A 14,556-nucleotide genomic window follows, 5' to 3' on the forward strand; every position below is an offset into this window, starting at 1 on the left:
ATTAAGCCTGTGTTGCTGCAACAGGCACAACAGGCACAATGCGTGAACCATGCTTACTCACTACATTCATGATCCCGAAATGTAGCTCTTCTGACACCAACTGAAACTCAGCAAAATCAGTGGTTCCAATATAAGCGAACACATTGAGTTGTAATCCATATAGACCAAAGCCTTTAAAAGTCACTCTCAGTGGAGCCTCCTCCACTTTCTCATGTTCTTCTAACAGGCTGCGTATATCATCGATGATATTGTGGATCTGCTCTGTCGTTGTCCGATAATCTAAGCGAATATCCGTTTTCAGACGGATTTTTTCCCTTTCGGAAATGTTTTCAATATCCATCTCCGATAATCGTGCATTGGGTACATTGATCACCGAACGGTCTATGGTTCTAATGCGGGTACAACGAAGTCCAATCTCTTCTACCGTGCCGGTAATATTGCCAAAACGGCCAATATTTCCTACTTTAATTGGTGCCGAAGAATAGAGGGTTATCGTACCAATAAAGTTTTCAATTGACTGCTTTGATGCCAAAGCGATAGCAATACCACCAATACCTAAACCTGCCAATATCGTTGATGCATCAAAGCCCAAATGTTCTAGCCAGATAAGTACCGATAATGCCACCAGCATGACTCGAGTAAAATTAGCTAGAGGCCTCAACAAAGACGCACTCTGACTATTGCCTCGATTTATCCAACGTAAACGCAAACTGTTTTGAATGACGTCAGTCAAAGACCAGATAAACCAGATCACTGCAATTAAGAGTAAGACGCCTGTATTCACCACTTCAATCACGTTAGCAGACAGCGTAGTGTGCGCCATCCAGGCTCTTACCAGCAATAATGCAACCAGTAAACGAAATGGACCTACAACCAGATGAGCGACATCCTCTTTATACTGGTAATCACTGCGCAAAATGACCTTTTTAGCGATCCAAGTGATCGGTATGACCACCAATAAAGCCAGTACTAGATAGCAAACGAGTAGTGCCCACTCCCAAAGGTTTAACTTAAACAGATGCCCCTGGGGAATATGCTGTACAAACCATTCGACCACGGGGCCATAGCCCAACTCGCTATATAGCAGCGGTACTTTTGCAATCGTCGCGTTAGAGACCTTCCAGATTGAGCCTAGCTCTTTGTCAGGAACCTTTTGTAGTAATAGCGTAATTTCACTGCCTTTCACCTCGACTCGGCCGAAGGCGTCCCGGTAATTGGGCAGTTGATCATTACTGCTTCCGCTGGGTGTATCATCGACCTCTTGCAAATTAACCCAGATATTACGCTCGATAATGGCGATTAATTGCTTAGCATATTCAGGGCCTAGATCGGCATCCATGCTTTCGGGCAGGTAACGTAAGTCTAAATATTTGGCAGCCTTGTCATAATTTTGCTCAAATGCGGCTTCAAAAAGGCCAGCTAGCGTGCCTCTTGGCGTGTCTCGAAATAGACTGTCTTTATAGTCATAGGACTCCTGTTTGGCTAACAGAGGTTCAGACGCTTCGGTAGGTTGTTTGGCTTTATTGGCTACCGATACAATTCCAGTTGCATGAGTAAAAAACGAGGTCGAAAATACCATAAACAGGAGTACGGTATAGATAATTCGCAGCGGCATATAGACTCCATTCAAAAATAGGTTCCCTTGCTGTCACGGCAGCACTACCGCTACCTTAACAAACTCCAACTCCTTGTTAACACTTTATTATGGCAATTATTTAGACAAAAATTCCATTTAGCTTATTGACAAGGCATTTTTACTGAATATAATTCGCCCAGTTTTTAAGAAAGTCCCTTTTAGATAGTCAGTTGTAAAATCCACGATTCGTCGTTCGATCCCCACATAAGCGTTATCTCAACAGGTTAAATCATCTTTATTGACAGTCATATCACTGTCATAACTTTATGCTTAACTTCAGCTGCTTGTTTTATGTTTATTTTGAGATCTAGTAAGCATATTTACAGATATTATTGAACATAAGCTGCTTGTATAAGCATAAAAAGATGAGTACTCTCACATAGAACTTAAAATTCATCTTTCGCAAAAATGCTAAGGATATCTTATTGTTAAAAAACACTACCGATAATAGGTAGCAATAAATATAAGGAGTGTGGCCATATGTCATACCTAGTAAATGGACATGAAATTACCGTTAACTTTCCAGTAGACTCAATTTCAGTCAACAAAACATCAATCGCCTTTACCGACAGTCGAGGCAAAAATAGACAGACCTTTTCTAAGCGTACCGAAGCGCTATCATTTATGAAATGGTTATTGTCTGGTAATAAATAAGCTAGCAACAGCTAAAAACTGACTCTTCGATACACCTCCTCTCACCGTATCGAATGTTTGTCTTCATAGGCAAACGAATAGGACTGAAACATCTACTCAGCTATTTAGTCAAATTCATTTGGGTTAGGCCATACCTTAAAAGGTATTAAGCCTAACCAAATGGAAACTTTCATCCTGTTCCTATTTCCCTTGCTAATAGCCATATTTACGTTGGTACCTAGGCAGCATAGTCGCATTACCCAATAAGCCACCTTGATGAATGTAAAGCATTGGCGGTTTCGAATCGCTCTCGAGCAATTTCTCAACACACATCCAACCTAGGGGATCGTACAGCAGTTCGAACTCAATACCTGATGCACAAACCTTATTATACATCTCGTAAAATGGCTTATACAGTTTACCGAAATGGTACTTCTTATCTAACTCGACAATCTGTGGGTGCAAACTCTCATCCGCAACAAGGTAGGTAAACTGCTGCTTTAAATATTCGCGGTCTCCGACACAAGCACAGGTAAATACTTGGATATGAGGCGCATTCATCGCCAGGAACTCACTGAGAAATACCGCAGTCGTTCCCGTACCAGAGGGTAAGAAGACCCGTAACTGGCTTAATTGCTGCGCATTAGCCCACTCTATAACCTCTTGAGCCAGTTTGTGGACACCATACCTTGCATACTCACAGCGCCCCCCCTCGGGTACAAACAACAATTCATCGTTTGCTGGTAGCACTTTTTGCTCGATATATTCGATGCAACTCAACTCTTCTCGGTCGGCAACTTTAGATAGGTCAATCACATTGGCGCCATTAGCGATAGCCTGAGCATAATTGCCAACTGTCGAAGCGAGTACCTGCTTGGCAATATGATCGACATAGAAATCTAACTGTAATCCCTTAAGTTTGGCGAGTGCCGACATGGAATATAGGGAGTTGGCAACGGGTGAGCCATGACCTACCAAAACCTTTTTCCCTACGACATCATTATCGAGAAAGTAAGCAAATTTGCGGGCTTTATTGCCAGAAAAGGCTTCACTGAGCAGATCGTCACGTTTTACATAGATCTGAATACCATTAAAACTCATTGACTCTACAGGGGTATTAACTAACAAAGGCGATTCACTCACATTCCATTATTAATGCTTTAACGAGGGTCACTTCAAACGACAATGCCTGATGATGAACTCGTTAGCCGTTAATTTATCGTTTGATTCTGACTAATGTCGCCATTGTAAACCTTATCTCTTACTGTGCGTAATCATTTAACGCCGTGATAAATGGCGCGATTGAATTGAAAACATCAATTAGTCAATCGCCATTATTCACGGTGTTTAAATCGCTAACTATTAGTCAAACCCGCTATTCCCACCCGACAGCAATCTAAATAACCCTTTAAAATACAATAAAATACATATTTGGCACGAAAATCGCTAAAGTATGATTTGCCCACAAGGGCGAGTGTAAATATAAGGAGCCGTTAATGGCAGTACTTCGTTTAGTGTTTAATATTGCATGGTTTGTTTTAGGTGGATTTGTGATGGGACTCGCATGGTGGCTCGCTGGCCTGCTCTGCTTTATCAGTATTATTGGCATCCCATTCGGTAGAGCCTGTTTTGTGATCGGCGAAATGACATTCTGGCCTTTTGGACAAGACTCCATCAACAGACGCACACTGACAGGTAACGAAGATATTGGTACCGGTGCATTTGGCATGGTGGGGAACATTATCTGGTTCCTATTTTTCGGGATCTGGTTAGCCATAGGTCATATCGTCCATGCGCTGGCTTGTGCCGTCACCATCATAGGGATCCCATTTGCCTTTCAGCACCTAAAGTTAGCCATTTTGAGCTTAACGCCTATCGGTCAAACTGTGGTTGCAAAAGCTTAAGGTTTTGCAAAGAAACTCTCGATTAGCTGCTGACAAAGCTTTTCGGGACAATCTAAGCTCAAGTCATGTCCTGCGCAGTCAAACTCTACAAGCTTGCTCCGATAGTACCGAGCAAGCTTTTGACTGCAGTCCGGATTAACCAACTTATCCTCCAAACCGCTCACTAGCGTTATCGGTACACCAATCACAGTCGGACAATTGAACTGCCAACAGGCCCAAACTTGCCGTAGTGCATTGGTAAAACGCGTATGGATTTTCACTCGGTATTGAGTCCACTTAAGCGCTAGATGGAAGTTATTTCCTTGAGTCACACTCGTTAAGGCAATAATCGTGGCTTCCAGTAGACTGCTCTTCGGGGCTTTAACTCTGCGACGAAATGCGCTAAATACCGCCCCAATTTGAAAACGCTGATACCAAGGTGACAAATTTGCCGCGCTAGTGTTAAGCACAGCCAGACCTTTTATTTTACCGTCACAGGCAGTGCTCTCCGGCTGCGGCTGAAGACTTGCCATCTGCAGCGCTATCATGCCGCCCATTGATAGCCCAACGAGATAACAGTCATCACTGGTCATCCGGCGAAGGCGTAAAAGGAGTTCCTTGGCATATTCATCAATATTCAATGGGCTCTTGCTATGAACAAAGTCACCATTACCTAAAATATCTAGCGAGATAACCTGCCCGCCATTAGGCATTCTCTTTTGCAGCAAATTAGCAAACTCGCTCCAATGTCGTTTATCCCGCATCAAACCGCGAATTAACACCACAGTTGCCACCCATGCTCCTTTCTCTTTGGTCAAAACCGCACTAAGCCCCCCTATTGGGCCATGTTTTGCTTCAAAATCTTCTGTGTATCTATCTTGGTTATTCCCAGATTAAAGCGATCCCGCCATTTGCGTCCATCCGCATTATTTTTAAATGCAATGAACAGCTCTTTGTGGGTCAATAATTTCTTATTAAATTGAAGTTTGTCTCTAATATGTGCCATGTTCGGTTGGGCAAGCAGATACTGCAGCACATGCTCATCGATAATCGCTGCGTCTATCCGACCGGTAGCCACCTTATTCAAATTATGCTGATCCGATGCGACCGCTTCAAAAGGCTGGCTACCTTGAGCAATCATCTTGTCAAGCTCACTGGTATTCACATAATCTTTAACGACCCCTATCGTATAGTGATTAAGATCGCTTTGTTGCATCCAACTAATAGGGTGTGACTTTTGCTCCACTATACCTAGAGCACTTCTCCCCATAGACACTGAGAAAATAAACTTATCGGTCGGATAAGCATATTCGGGGAGGTAACCTGAATATTTAGAGTCATTACGCGATGCCATTCTAACGGCTCGACTCCAAGGGTAGAAATCTACAACGAGTGTATGTCCTACCGCCTCCAAAGCCGCTCTCGCAACTGCAATGCTGGCGCCTTGGTTCTTTAACTGTGCGCCTGAAAAAGGCGGCCAGTGTAGTGACGTCAAATATAAAGTGTCTGCATAAATGGTATTTGAAAAGCCGATAAACCATAGGCACAAACAGATTCTAGCGAGCCTTCTCCAAAAAGCTCGCCAAACGGTTGAAAACTGAATAGACACGTTAAGAGCGGATCTCACGTTCCCCCCTTAAACTCACAGCAACTGCCGATATACTCTCCCTTGCTACGCTGTCAGCGCTTTGCTTTAACTACTCCAATATTTTAGTCAAAACCTTGGATAACACCAGTCGCAGCCCTGCTCTGTTCAGGAGTTCTGGCCGAAACCCACCTAGGTTTCATCTAAGGAGTCTTTGTTACAATTAAGCCAAATCATCACTTTAACTTTGGTTTACACTGATAGTTAGCAATGAAAAACAGATTACTGAAGAAAGGTGACTATATGATGAAAAAAGCAATTATTACGCTAGTTGGCGCAACGCTGACGCTCGCTGGCACGCTATTAATCATTCTGCCAGGGCCGGCTTGGTTGCTGCTGCCCATAGGCCTTGCAGTATTGAGTCTCGAATATCCTTGGGCACGCCACTGGCTGAAGAAAAGCCAAGATCACCTCAGTCAAACAGCACGTTGGATAGATAGAAAAATACTACTTCGAAAGCTGAACAAATAATAATGAGACCGTTTTGGCTTTTCTTAAACGGTTTTTTACCTCAATAAAGCTCTAATGACGATTAGGACTGCCACTCTCGCTTAATACTTGCTCAACCTACCTAACATTAGGTAGCCTGTCTGCGACCTATATCGCAAAATATCAATCCAAATCCACGATAGTCCTAATCGAAACAAAGCGTTATATTCTTTTTCCAAAGCTCACTATTATTGCCTCATAAATTAACCCTACAAACTGCAATGTTTACTTGAGGCCATTATGAATAAGCTTAGTTTACTTTCCATCGCACTACTTTCTACCCTATCTGTCAGCGCAAATGCCGCGAAAGAACCCATTGAAATTATCCCTGCGGCTGTGATCACCAACCCAGAGAAAGTAGAACTTGGTAAAATGCTATTTTTCGAACCAAGATTATCAAAGTCAGGCTTCATTTCATGTAACTCTTGCCACAACTTATCTATCGGTGGCGTCGATGCACTACCGACATCAATCGGTCATAACTGGCAAGAAGGCCCAATAAACTCTCCTACCGTACTTAATGCAGAGTATGGTCTAGCACAGTTTTGGGATGGTCGCGCCAAAGATCTTAAAGAGCAAGCGGGTGGACCGATCGCCAACCCTAAAGAGATGGGCTTTAGCCATGAGCTAGCCGTAGACACTGTACGATCTATGCCTGCTTATCAGGCACGCTTTGAAAAAGTTTATGACTCTAAAGACGTTAGCATCGATATGATCACCGACGCGATTGCAGAGTTTGAAAAAACCTTAGTCACACCAAACGCTCCGTTCGATCTATACCTTCAGGGTGATAAAGATGCAATTTCGGAGCAAGCCAAGGCGGGTTACCAACTATTCAAAGATAAAGGCTGCGTAAGCTGTCACAATGGCCCAGCTGTTGGTGGCACCATGTACATGAAGATGGGCCTTATTAAGCCATTCCACACCAATAACCCAGCAGTGGGTAGAAAAGGCGTTACAGGTAAAGAAGCCGATAAGTTTGTATTCAAGGTTCCAACATTACGTAATATTGAGCTTACCTACCCGTACTTCCATGACGGCAGCGTTTGGGAGCTTGAAGAAGCGGTTAACACCATGGCCGATATTCAGCTTGGGCAGAAACTATCAGATAAAGAGGTGAAAGAGATGGTTGCATTCCTTAATACTTTAACTGGTGAGCAGCCACAAATCGTGTTACCAATCTTGCCACCGTCTAACAAGAACACGCCTCGCCCTGTGCCATTTGAAGGCTAAGCGCGCTTAATCATAAGCAAACCAAAAGAGCCGCATATTGCGGCTCTTTCTATTTTATAGCTATAAGGGCTTGTGCGGAAAATATCTTATTAAACAGCCTTTTGATAATAGAGGCTTTGAAAACGATCCAAGATGGCAATTAACACCCCTTGGCAACGCATATTGCTTAAGATCCCGGGGCTAAACCTATCGATACGTGCCATGGCGGTTAACAGGATTTGGCACTCGTAAAATGACGCATCGGCTATGTATTCGGGTCTATCCACCATATGGCTATTCTGATACCACTCGCTCCAATTAAATGACTCCAGTAAGATACCAGCCTTCTTGAGATCGGCGACAAACTCTTGCAGCCTTTTATCGGAGACATGATGCTCTCCTAGCTTAAGATCGCTTACATACTTACTGTACAGGCTAGTAACGTAACCTTGCAAAATTGAGTTGTTCATCATAAACCTCCACCTAACCTAGGTAGCTATACATCTTTAATTGACGCCGGCGATAATCGGCTACTAACTTAAGTCTGCATATGCTGTACCAAGCTTCATTAAGGCTATTCTAATAAATATAAACTGAACTCAAGCTTAACGTTTAGAGTTGAGTTAAAAATCTTAAATTCAATTGGTTAATTAATTCCTTAGCCAATTAACATTCGACTCCTAGAGAAAAAAGAACCGCTATGCCAGCTCACCTCGAATCTTGTTACACAGCGGCAATACCAAAGGTCTAGTCGCATTTGTATATGCATTCTGCAATTCTAGCGTGGGTAAAATTGGCAGACGTTCGGCGATAAGCGTTGGTTCTAGCCTCGCTCTAAGCATTTTCCGAAGCAAACTCCTCCATAATTAAGCTGGTAAACAAGCGTCCTGCTCGGCCGAGTGGACGCTCCATGGTTGAAACCAGCTGGGGGGTAAAGCTGTAGCGGCTGCCACCGCTAAAATCCACTTCGACAAGCTCGCCACGGCTAAGCTCCTCTTCAATGAGAAAATCCGGCATCCAACCAAAACCTAGCCCCATCATGAGTGCGTCTTTCTTCATCATAAAGCCTGAGAGGTAAAACACCTTATCTCCCCCAAACTGCAACTCATCTCGGTAATGTTTATCGGCCGAAGAATCTTCGATGGTCAACTCCACATGGTGCTGAAGTTCGAATAAGCTCAGGCTTTGCTCTTTCGCTAAAGGGTGCTCAGCACTGACCACCAATACACTGGTGATCTGCGGCAGTGGTTGAGGTCGATAATTAGGGCCAGTGCGGTAATCTTTAACTAACATCAGATCGGCACTGTCTCGCTCGAACCTATCTTGAACGCCCCCCAAGAACTCCATATTAAGTTGAACCTTTGTCGGCAGCTGTAGTTGCGAGAGCCGTTTCAGCGCCCGCATTATCGGATTCATCGGCAGAGCACCATCGATAATGATCTCAAGCTTAGGCTCCCAGCCTTCACTAAATCGACTGGCGAGATGTTCGATATTGGCCAGATACTGCAGCAACTTTTGCCCCTCAGCCAAGATAACTTCTCCCTCGGGAGTCAACTCGGCCCGATATTGGTCGCGACAAAAAAGGTTTACACCAAGATGTTGCTCGAGCTTCTTCACTTGATAACTCACCGCAGATTGGGCCTTATGCAGGCGCTCTGCGGCCTTAGCGAAGCTGCCTTCTTCGACTAATACCTGTAACACTTTAAAAGCGTCGACATCGATGCGCATAAACTTCTCTCCCGTAAACCAAAGCTGACCATCAAAAAATTCGATTGAGTTAGGTTAATTATTATTCTTTTTTTTGCTCATCCAAGCAACTAAATTGAATCTAGATCACATTATTATCTTAATAAGTGCGCTTGAGCGCCGAAGGAAAGCGAATATGCCATCTTATGTGAAGCAGGGAATGGTGCCGCCTAAGCGCCATATCACATTTAAAAAAGACGATGGAGAACTCTATCGTGAAGAGCTGTTCTCTACCCACGGCTTTTCTAATATCTACTCCAATAAGTACCATCACAACATGCCAACTAAGGCATTGGCGGTGAGTCCCTATAGCCTATCCCATGGTGAAGACTGGCAAGACTCTTTAGTACAGAACTATAAGCTTGACACTAAAAAAGCTGACAGCGGTGGTAACTTCTTCAGTGCTCGTAACAAGATATTCTTTAATAATGATGTGGCTATGTATACCGCCAAAGTCAGCGAAGATTGTGACGAGTTTTACCGCAACGCCTATGCCGATGAAGTTATCTTTGTTCACGAAGGTCAAGGTACGCTGTTAAGCGAATATGGCGCACTAACCGTCAACAAATGGGATTATCTCGTGATCCCACGGGGCACCACTTACCAATTAAAGTTTGATAACTACAGCAATGTACGCCTATTTGTCATCGAATCATCGAGCATGGTTGAAGTCCCTAAGCATTTTCGAAATGAATATGGCCAGATGCTCGAATCCGCCCCCTATTGTGAGCGCGACTTGCGCACACCTGAGCTACAAGAGGCCATTGTCGAAAAAGGCGATTTTCCACTGGTGTGTAAATTTGGCGACAAGTACCAATTGACCTCACTTGAGTGGCACCCGTTTGATCTCGTGGGTTGGGACGGTTGCGTTTACCCTTGGGCGTTCAATATCCAAGAATATGCACCTAAGGTTGGCAAGATCCACCTGCCGCCATCTGACCACTTGGTTTTTACCGCTCACAATTTTGTGATCTGTAACTTTGTGCCACGCCCATATGACTTCCATCCAGAATCGATTCCAGCGCCTTATTACCATAGCAATATCGACAGTGATGAAGTGCTTTATTACGTCGATGGCGACTTTATGAGCCGCACAGGCATTGAAGCGGGCTATATGACATTACATCAAAAAGGGGTTCCCCACGGACCACAGCCGGGTAAAACAGAAGCCTCCATCGGTAAAACCGAAACTTACGAATACGCGGTGATGGTCGATACTTTCGCCCCACTGAAGCTAACAGAACATGTAAAGCACTGCATGAGCAACGACTACAACCGCTCTTGGATTGAAAGCTAACCAAGGCGATTTTTCAAGACTTTAAGCTATCAAAAGAAGCCATCAATAGAATGGCTGGTATGTAGCAACAAATTGACAGAGGACACAACAATGGCAAGCGAACAAAACCCACTGGGCCTACTCGGCATCGAATTCACCGAGTTTGCGACACCAGAACAAGACTTCATGCATCAGGTCTTTATCGACTTCGGATTTTCACTACTAAAGAAGTCTAAATCAAAAGAAATTCTGTACTACAAACAGAATGACATTAACTTTTTATTGAATACCGAGCGCAAAGGATTTTCTGCCGAGTTTGCTAAGAGTCACGGCCCGGCGATTTGCTCTATGGGCTGGCGCGTTGAAGATGCGCAGCTTGCTTTCGATGGTGCGGTAGCACGCGGCGCAAAACCCGCCGATGAAGCCGCAAAAGATATGCCTTATCCTGCCATTTACGGCATTGGCGATAGCTTAATTTACTTTATCGATACCTTTGGTGCAGACGATAATATCTATGCAACTGACTTTGAAGACTTAGACGAGCAGATCATCGTTCAAGAGAAAGGTTTTATTGAAGTCGACCACCTTACCAATAATGTCTACAAAGGCACTATGGAGTATTGGTCAAATTTCTATAAAGATATCTTCGGCTTTACAGAAGTGCGCTACTTTGACATCAAAGGTTCGCAAACGGCACTTATCTCTTATGCCCTGCGCTCGCCAGATGGCAGCTTCTGTATTCCAATTAATGAAGGTAAAGGTAACGATAAAAACCAGATTGATGAGTATCTACGTGAATACGATGGTCCGGGCGTACAGCACCTCGCGTTTAGAAGCCGTGACATTGTGGCTTCACTCGATGCGATGGAGGGCACATCGATTCAGACTCTAGATATCATCCCTGAGTATTACGACACCATCTTCGAAAAGCTCCCCCAGGTAACTGAAGACCGCGAGCGCATTAAGCACCACCAAATTCTGGTGGACGGTGACGAGAGTGGTTACCTACTGCAGATCTTTACCAAGAACCTTTTTGGTCCCATCTTTATCGAGATCATCCAACGTAAGAATAACCTAGGCTTCGGTGAAGGTAACTTTAAGGCGCTGTTCGAGTCCATTGAGCGCGATCAGCAGCGCCGCGGTGTACTTTAACTAACAAATGAAGCACCAAAGCGGCTCACTACTATAGATCTCAGTGTACGCACAAAGGCAACCGCTCAAACCATTAAAGCGCTTGAGCTGTTGCTTTTAACCTTGAATGCTTAGAAAACTGGACAGACTCGATGTAGATTGATCTATGCATAAAATTTCTCAACATGCATTGAGTCATTTAAGCGTTAGGTTTTTTTCCTCTAGTAACATCGCTTTTAGCCTATTCAGCCCTTTACCTTTATTTGTTATTTTCCACGCCATAAACAACTCTTGAGGTGCTGGTTTATCTTCTAATTCAATTGCAACTAACTCTCCAGATGCAATATAGCGGTGAGCCATAGATTGTGGTAAGTGACCAATACCTATCCCAGCAAGAATCGCAGCAACCTTTTGCGTAATAGAACTCACATAAAAATGTTGACTACCTTGGAGCAAGTTAGCTGACCATGGAATTTCATGTTTCGCCGTATCATGCACAATAATGTTTCGATATTGACTGAGTTCACTTGCTTGAACCGGCGCTATAGCGTGCAATACCTTGGCTGCAAGCTCATGCGATTTACTAACAACCAATACACTGTTTAACTCCCCAGTCTTTATTGCTCTGATCCCTTTTTGATTAGGTACCGGAGCTGGCGCGCCAATCACTAAATCGACTTTATCTTCAATTAATGCTTCCCAAGTGCCATTCATAACCTCTTCTTGCACATCAACTTCAATGTTTTGATGTTCAGATAAAAATGCTTGTATGACAGTAAATACAGGATTGATATCAATAATGGAGTCGCAAGCGATGCGAATTTTAGGCTCCCAGCCATTGGCGATAGTTTGCGTTTGCTCTGACAAAGTATTGATTGCAGATAAGAGCTTACGGCCTTCCGCTAATAAATGCTTACCTGCTGGTGTAAGCACTGCTCGCCTTCCTTGTCGTACAAACAAAGTTACGCCTAATTGTTCTTCTAGTTTTTGCACTATGTAAGAAAGTGCAGAAGGGACTTTATTTAATTGCTCTGCTGCTGCGGCATAACTGCCGCGATGTTCAATCGCATCTAAGACCAATAATGCTTCAATGCTAAGCGGAGGTGTATTCATTGTTTCACCCTTCATTACTTGTAAGCCAAGTTTTGTACTGACAAAAGTGAGCTACTTATAGCTCACAGCAATTGTTCAGTATTTTTGAACAAATAAAGCAAATATTAGGGGTTATTCAACAATTATTCAATTTATACAATAGTGACATATTAACAAACAGCCATTATCAATGGCTCAAGAAAACGATATTTAAAATAGGATTAAGGTGGAAACCATGAACATTAAAAGCATTGCTCGCAACATCACTAAAACTGAACAATCAGTATCAGCACTACCACTACGTTTAATTGCTGGAATCATTTTTATGGCTCACGGCGCACAAAAACTATTTGCTTGGTTTGGTGGTTATGGCTTAGAGGGAACGGGACAATGGATGGAGTCTATTGGACTAACGCCCGGTTACTTAATGGCATTAATGGCCGGCAGCGTTGAGTTTTTCGGCGGTATATTATTAATAGCCGGGTTGCTCACCAGACCAACCAGCTTTGTTTTAGCCATCACTATGATCGTCGCTATTGTTAGTGCCCATATTGATAACGGCTTATTCATGGCAAACAATGGTTACGAGTTCGCGCTGACATTGTTAGCTATATCAATTTCATTAGTGTTTAGTGGCGCAGGTAAGTTGTCTGTAGATAACACTGTCGCGCAGCGTTTGGCTTAATCAAGTGTAAAAGCAGAAACCAACTTATAACTCGAGGCTCCTACCATGACATCAGTAAAGAACAGCTGGAACAACAGTATCAAAAATGGCGAGTATCAGCGTAAAGAGTCACAATTTAGGCATTGGATAACCCCAGATGGCAGTGCCGGCATTAGCGGACATGGAGGATTTAAAGCTGAAGCTGACCGTTATCATTTATACGTATCACTTGCCTGCCCATGGGCGCATCGCACCTTAGTTTTCCGCCAGCTAAAAGGCTTAGAGGATTTAATTACCGTAAGTGTTGTGCATCCAGATATGCATGATAAAGGCTGGAGCTTTAAGCATGATGAAGCATCTGCATTGCTTTATGGCACAACGGGTGATGAGTTATACGGGGATCGCTATATTGCTGACAAGTATCTCTCTCAAGACCTCAATTACAGCGGCGTGAATAGCGTACCTATTTTATGGGACAAAAAAAACAACGTCATCGTTAACAATGAATCATCAGAAATCATTCGCATGTTCAATAGTGCTTTTAATGACATTACCGGCAATACACTTGATTTTTATCCAGAGCATTTACGGGAAAAAATTGATATTGAGAACGAGCGGGTTTACCACAACATTAATAATGGCGTGTACAAAACAGGTTTTGCGACGACACAAGAAGCCTACGATAAAAATGTTAGCGCCCTATTTTCGGCACTTGAACAGCTAGAGAGCAAGCTATCGACACAGCGATATTTAACAGGGGATGAGCTGACAGAAGCAGACTGGCGCTTGTGGGTTACCTTGGTACGTTTTGATTCGGTTTATCACACGCACTTTAAGTGTAACCTAAAGCTAATCGAGCAATACAACAATCTTTATCGCTTTATGTTAGAGCTATACCAAATACCTAATATTGCTAAAACAGTTAATCAAGCACATATAAAACGTCATTACTATGCCAGCCATTTAGCGATAAACCCCTATGGTATTGTCCCAATAACCCATAGACAAGATTGGACTGTTCCTCATGCTAGAGATGAGCAATTTAGCTAAAACATACGATCCAACGCAGATATATCAGCCAATATAATATTTGATGCTCGTATCGCTCATTGATAACAAGAGCTACCGCTCTGTTTATCAATGAGATTT

At 43.3% G+C, this 14,556-nt stretch carries 15 protein-coding genes; 8 read left to right on the forward strand and 7 right to left on the reverse strand.

Annotated features, from left to right (window positions below; translation table 11 throughout):
- Position 1: 1 nt before the first annotated feature.
- Complete coding sequence (locus L1D44_RS05735) at positions 2 to 1,615, reverse strand: mechanosensitive ion channel family protein (protein WP_239889225.1); 1,614 nt, start codon at positions 1,613 to 1,615, stop codon at positions 2 to 4.
- Positions 1,616 to 2,116: 501 nt separating this feature from the next.
- Between L1D44_RS05735 and L1D44_RS05740 the strand changes: the two genes are divergently transcribed.
- Positions 2,117 to 2,290, forward strand: coding sequence for a hypothetical protein (locus L1D44_RS05740; RefSeq protein ID WP_202721980.1), 174 nt, complete (start codon positions 2,117 to 2,119; stop codon positions 2,288 to 2,290).
- A gap of 192 nt (positions 2,291 to 2,482) precedes the next feature.
- Here the strand turns inward: L1D44_RS05740 and L1D44_RS05745 are convergent, their stop codons facing one another.
- Positions 2,483 to 3,397, reverse strand: a complete 915-nt coding sequence (locus tag L1D44_RS05745) for a pyridoxal-phosphate dependent enzyme (RefSeq protein WP_239889226.1) — start codon at positions 3,395 to 3,397, stop codon at positions 2,483 to 2,485.
- Positions 3,398 to 3,765: 368 nt separating this feature from the next.
- Between L1D44_RS05745 and L1D44_RS05750 the strand changes: the two genes are divergently transcribed.
- Positions 3,766 to 4,173 carry a YccF domain-containing protein gene (locus L1D44_RS05750; RefSeq protein ID WP_220768732.1) on the forward strand — a complete coding sequence of 136 codons (408 nt, stop codon included), beginning with the start codon at positions 3,766 to 3,768 and terminating at the stop codon, positions 4,171 to 4,173.
- Here the strand turns inward: L1D44_RS05750 and L1D44_RS05755 are convergent.
- Positions 4,170 to 4,946 (reverse strand): alpha/beta hydrolase, encoded by a 777-nt coding sequence (locus tag L1D44_RS05755; protein WP_239889227.1) that lies wholly within the window; start codon positions 4,944 to 4,946, stop codon positions 4,170 to 4,172. The genes L1D44_RS05750 and L1D44_RS05755 overlap by 4 nt on opposite strands.
- Positions 4,947 to 4,987: 41 nt before the next feature.
- Entirely contained in the window at positions 4,988 to 5,707 is a 720-nt protein-coding gene (locus L1D44_RS05760) for an ABC transporter substrate-binding protein (protein WP_239889355.1), read from the reverse strand.
- 333 nt (positions 5,708 to 6,040) lie between these two features.
- On the opposite strand from L1D44_RS05760, the gene L1D44_RS05765 reads away from it, so the two are divergent.
- Both L1D44_RS05765 and L1D44_RS05770 read left to right on the forward strand, forming a co-directional pair.
- Entirely contained in the window at positions 6,041 to 6,268 is a 228-nt protein-coding gene (locus L1D44_RS05765) for a PGPGW domain-containing protein (protein ID WP_239889229.1), read from the forward strand.
- Positions 6,269 to 6,526: 258 nt separating this feature from the next.
- The gene (locus L1D44_RS05770) at positions 6,527 to 7,519 is read left to right on the forward strand and encodes a cytochrome-c peroxidase (protein WP_239889230.1); all 993 of its coding nucleotides are present in this window, start codon (positions 6,527 to 6,529) and stop codon (positions 7,517 to 7,519) included.
- A gap of 89 nt (positions 7,520 to 7,608) precedes the next feature.
- Here the strand turns inward: L1D44_RS05770 and L1D44_RS05775 are convergent, their stop codons facing one another.
- Together L1D44_RS05775 and L1D44_RS05780 are read right to left on the reverse strand one after the other, a co-directional pair.
- Complete coding sequence (locus tag L1D44_RS05775; RefSeq protein WP_239889356.1) at positions 7,609 to 7,968, reverse strand: DUF6508 domain-containing protein; 360 nt, start codon at positions 7,966 to 7,968, stop codon at positions 7,609 to 7,611.
- 364 nt (positions 7,969 to 8,332) lie between these two features.
- A complete protein-coding gene (locus L1D44_RS05780) occupies positions 8,333 to 9,226 on the reverse strand; it encodes a LysR family transcriptional regulator (RefSeq protein WP_239889232.1) in 894 nt (297 codons plus the stop codon).
- A 154-nt stretch (positions 9,227 to 9,380) separates the two neighbouring features.
- On the opposite strand from L1D44_RS05780, the gene L1D44_RS05785 reads away from it, so the two are divergent.
- On the forward strand, positions 9,381 to 10,541 hold the full coding sequence (locus L1D44_RS05785) for a homogentisate 1,2-dioxygenase (protein WP_239889234.1): 1,161 nt from the start codon (positions 9,381 to 9,383) through the stop codon (positions 10,539 to 10,541).
- Between the two features lie 90 nt (positions 10,542 to 10,631).
- Positions 10,632 to 11,672, forward strand: a complete 1,041-nt coding sequence (gene hppD / locus L1D44_RS05790) for a 4-hydroxyphenylpyruvate dioxygenase (RefSeq protein ID WP_239889235.1) — start codon at positions 10,632 to 10,634, stop codon at positions 11,670 to 11,672.
- Between the two features lie 174 nt (positions 11,673 to 11,846).
- On the opposite strand, the gene L1D44_RS05795 is transcribed toward hppD, so the two are convergent.
- Complete coding sequence (locus L1D44_RS05795) at positions 11,847 to 12,764, reverse strand: LysR substrate-binding domain-containing protein (protein WP_239889236.1); 918 nt, start codon at positions 12,762 to 12,764, stop codon at positions 11,847 to 11,849.
- Positions 12,765 to 12,978: 214 nt separating this feature from the next.
- Between L1D44_RS05795 and L1D44_RS05800 the strand changes: the two genes are divergently transcribed.
- Both L1D44_RS05800 and L1D44_RS05805 read left to right on the forward strand, forming a co-directional pair.
- The gene (locus tag L1D44_RS05800) at positions 12,979 to 13,428 is read left to right on the forward strand and encodes a DoxX family protein (RefSeq protein WP_239889238.1); all 450 of its coding nucleotides are present in this window, start codon (positions 12,979 to 12,981) and stop codon (positions 13,426 to 13,428) included.
- A gap of 45 nt (positions 13,429 to 13,473) precedes the next feature.
- On the forward strand, positions 13,474 to 14,457 hold the full coding sequence (locus L1D44_RS05805) for a glutathione S-transferase family protein (RefSeq protein ID WP_239889242.1): 984 nt from the start codon (positions 13,474 to 13,476) through the stop codon (positions 14,455 to 14,457).
- Positions 14,458 to 14,556 lie beyond the last annotated feature (99 nt).

It is taken from the genome of Shewanella sp. Isolate13, from assembly GCF_022398325.1.
Classification (GTDB): domain Bacteria; phylum Pseudomonadota; class Gammaproteobacteria; order Enterobacterales; family Shewanellaceae; genus Shewanella.

Coding starts and splice junctions, on each gene's coding strand:
- L1D44_RS05735 (WP_239889225.1), bottom strand. CDS start 1,615: ATGCCGCTGCGAATTATCTATACCGTACTCCTGTTTATGGTATTTTCG.
- L1D44_RS05740 (WP_202721980.1), top strand. CDS start 2,117: ATGTCATACCTAGTAAATGGACATGAAATTACCGTTAACTTTCCAGTA.
- L1D44_RS05750 (WP_220768732.1), top strand. CDS start 3,766: ATGGCAGTACTTCGTTTAGTGTTTAATATTGCATGGTTTGTTTTAGGT.
- L1D44_RS05765 (WP_239889229.1), top strand. CDS start 6,041: ATGATGAAAAAAGCAATTATTACGCTAGTTGGCGCAACGCTGACGCTC.
- L1D44_RS05770 (WP_239889230.1), top strand. CDS start 6,527: ATGAATAAGCTTAGTTTACTTTCCATCGCACTACTTTCTACCCTATCT.
- L1D44_RS05775 (WP_239889356.1), bottom strand. CDS start 7,968: ATGAACAACTCAATTTTGCAAGGTTACGTTACTAGCCTGTACAGTAAG.
- L1D44_RS05780 (WP_239889232.1), bottom strand. CDS start 9,226: ATGCGCATCGATGTCGACGCTTTTAAAGTGTTACAGGTATTAGTCGAA.
- L1D44_RS05785 (WP_239889234.1), top strand. CDS start 9,381: ATGCCATCTTATGTGAAGCAGGGAATGGTGCCGCCTAAGCGCCATATC.
- hppD (WP_239889235.1), top strand. CDS start 10,632: ATGGCAAGCGAACAAAACCCACTGGGCCTACTCGGCATCGAATTCACC.
- L1D44_RS05795 (WP_239889236.1), bottom strand. CDS start 12,764: ATGAATACACCTCCGCTTAGCATTGAAGCATTATTGGTCTTAGATGCG.
- L1D44_RS05800 (WP_239889238.1), top strand. CDS start 12,979: ATGAACATTAAAAGCATTGCTCGCAACATCACTAAAACTGAACAATCA.
- L1D44_RS05805 (WP_239889242.1), top strand. CDS start 13,474: ATGACATCAGTAAAGAACAGCTGGAACAACAGTATCAAAAATGGCGAG.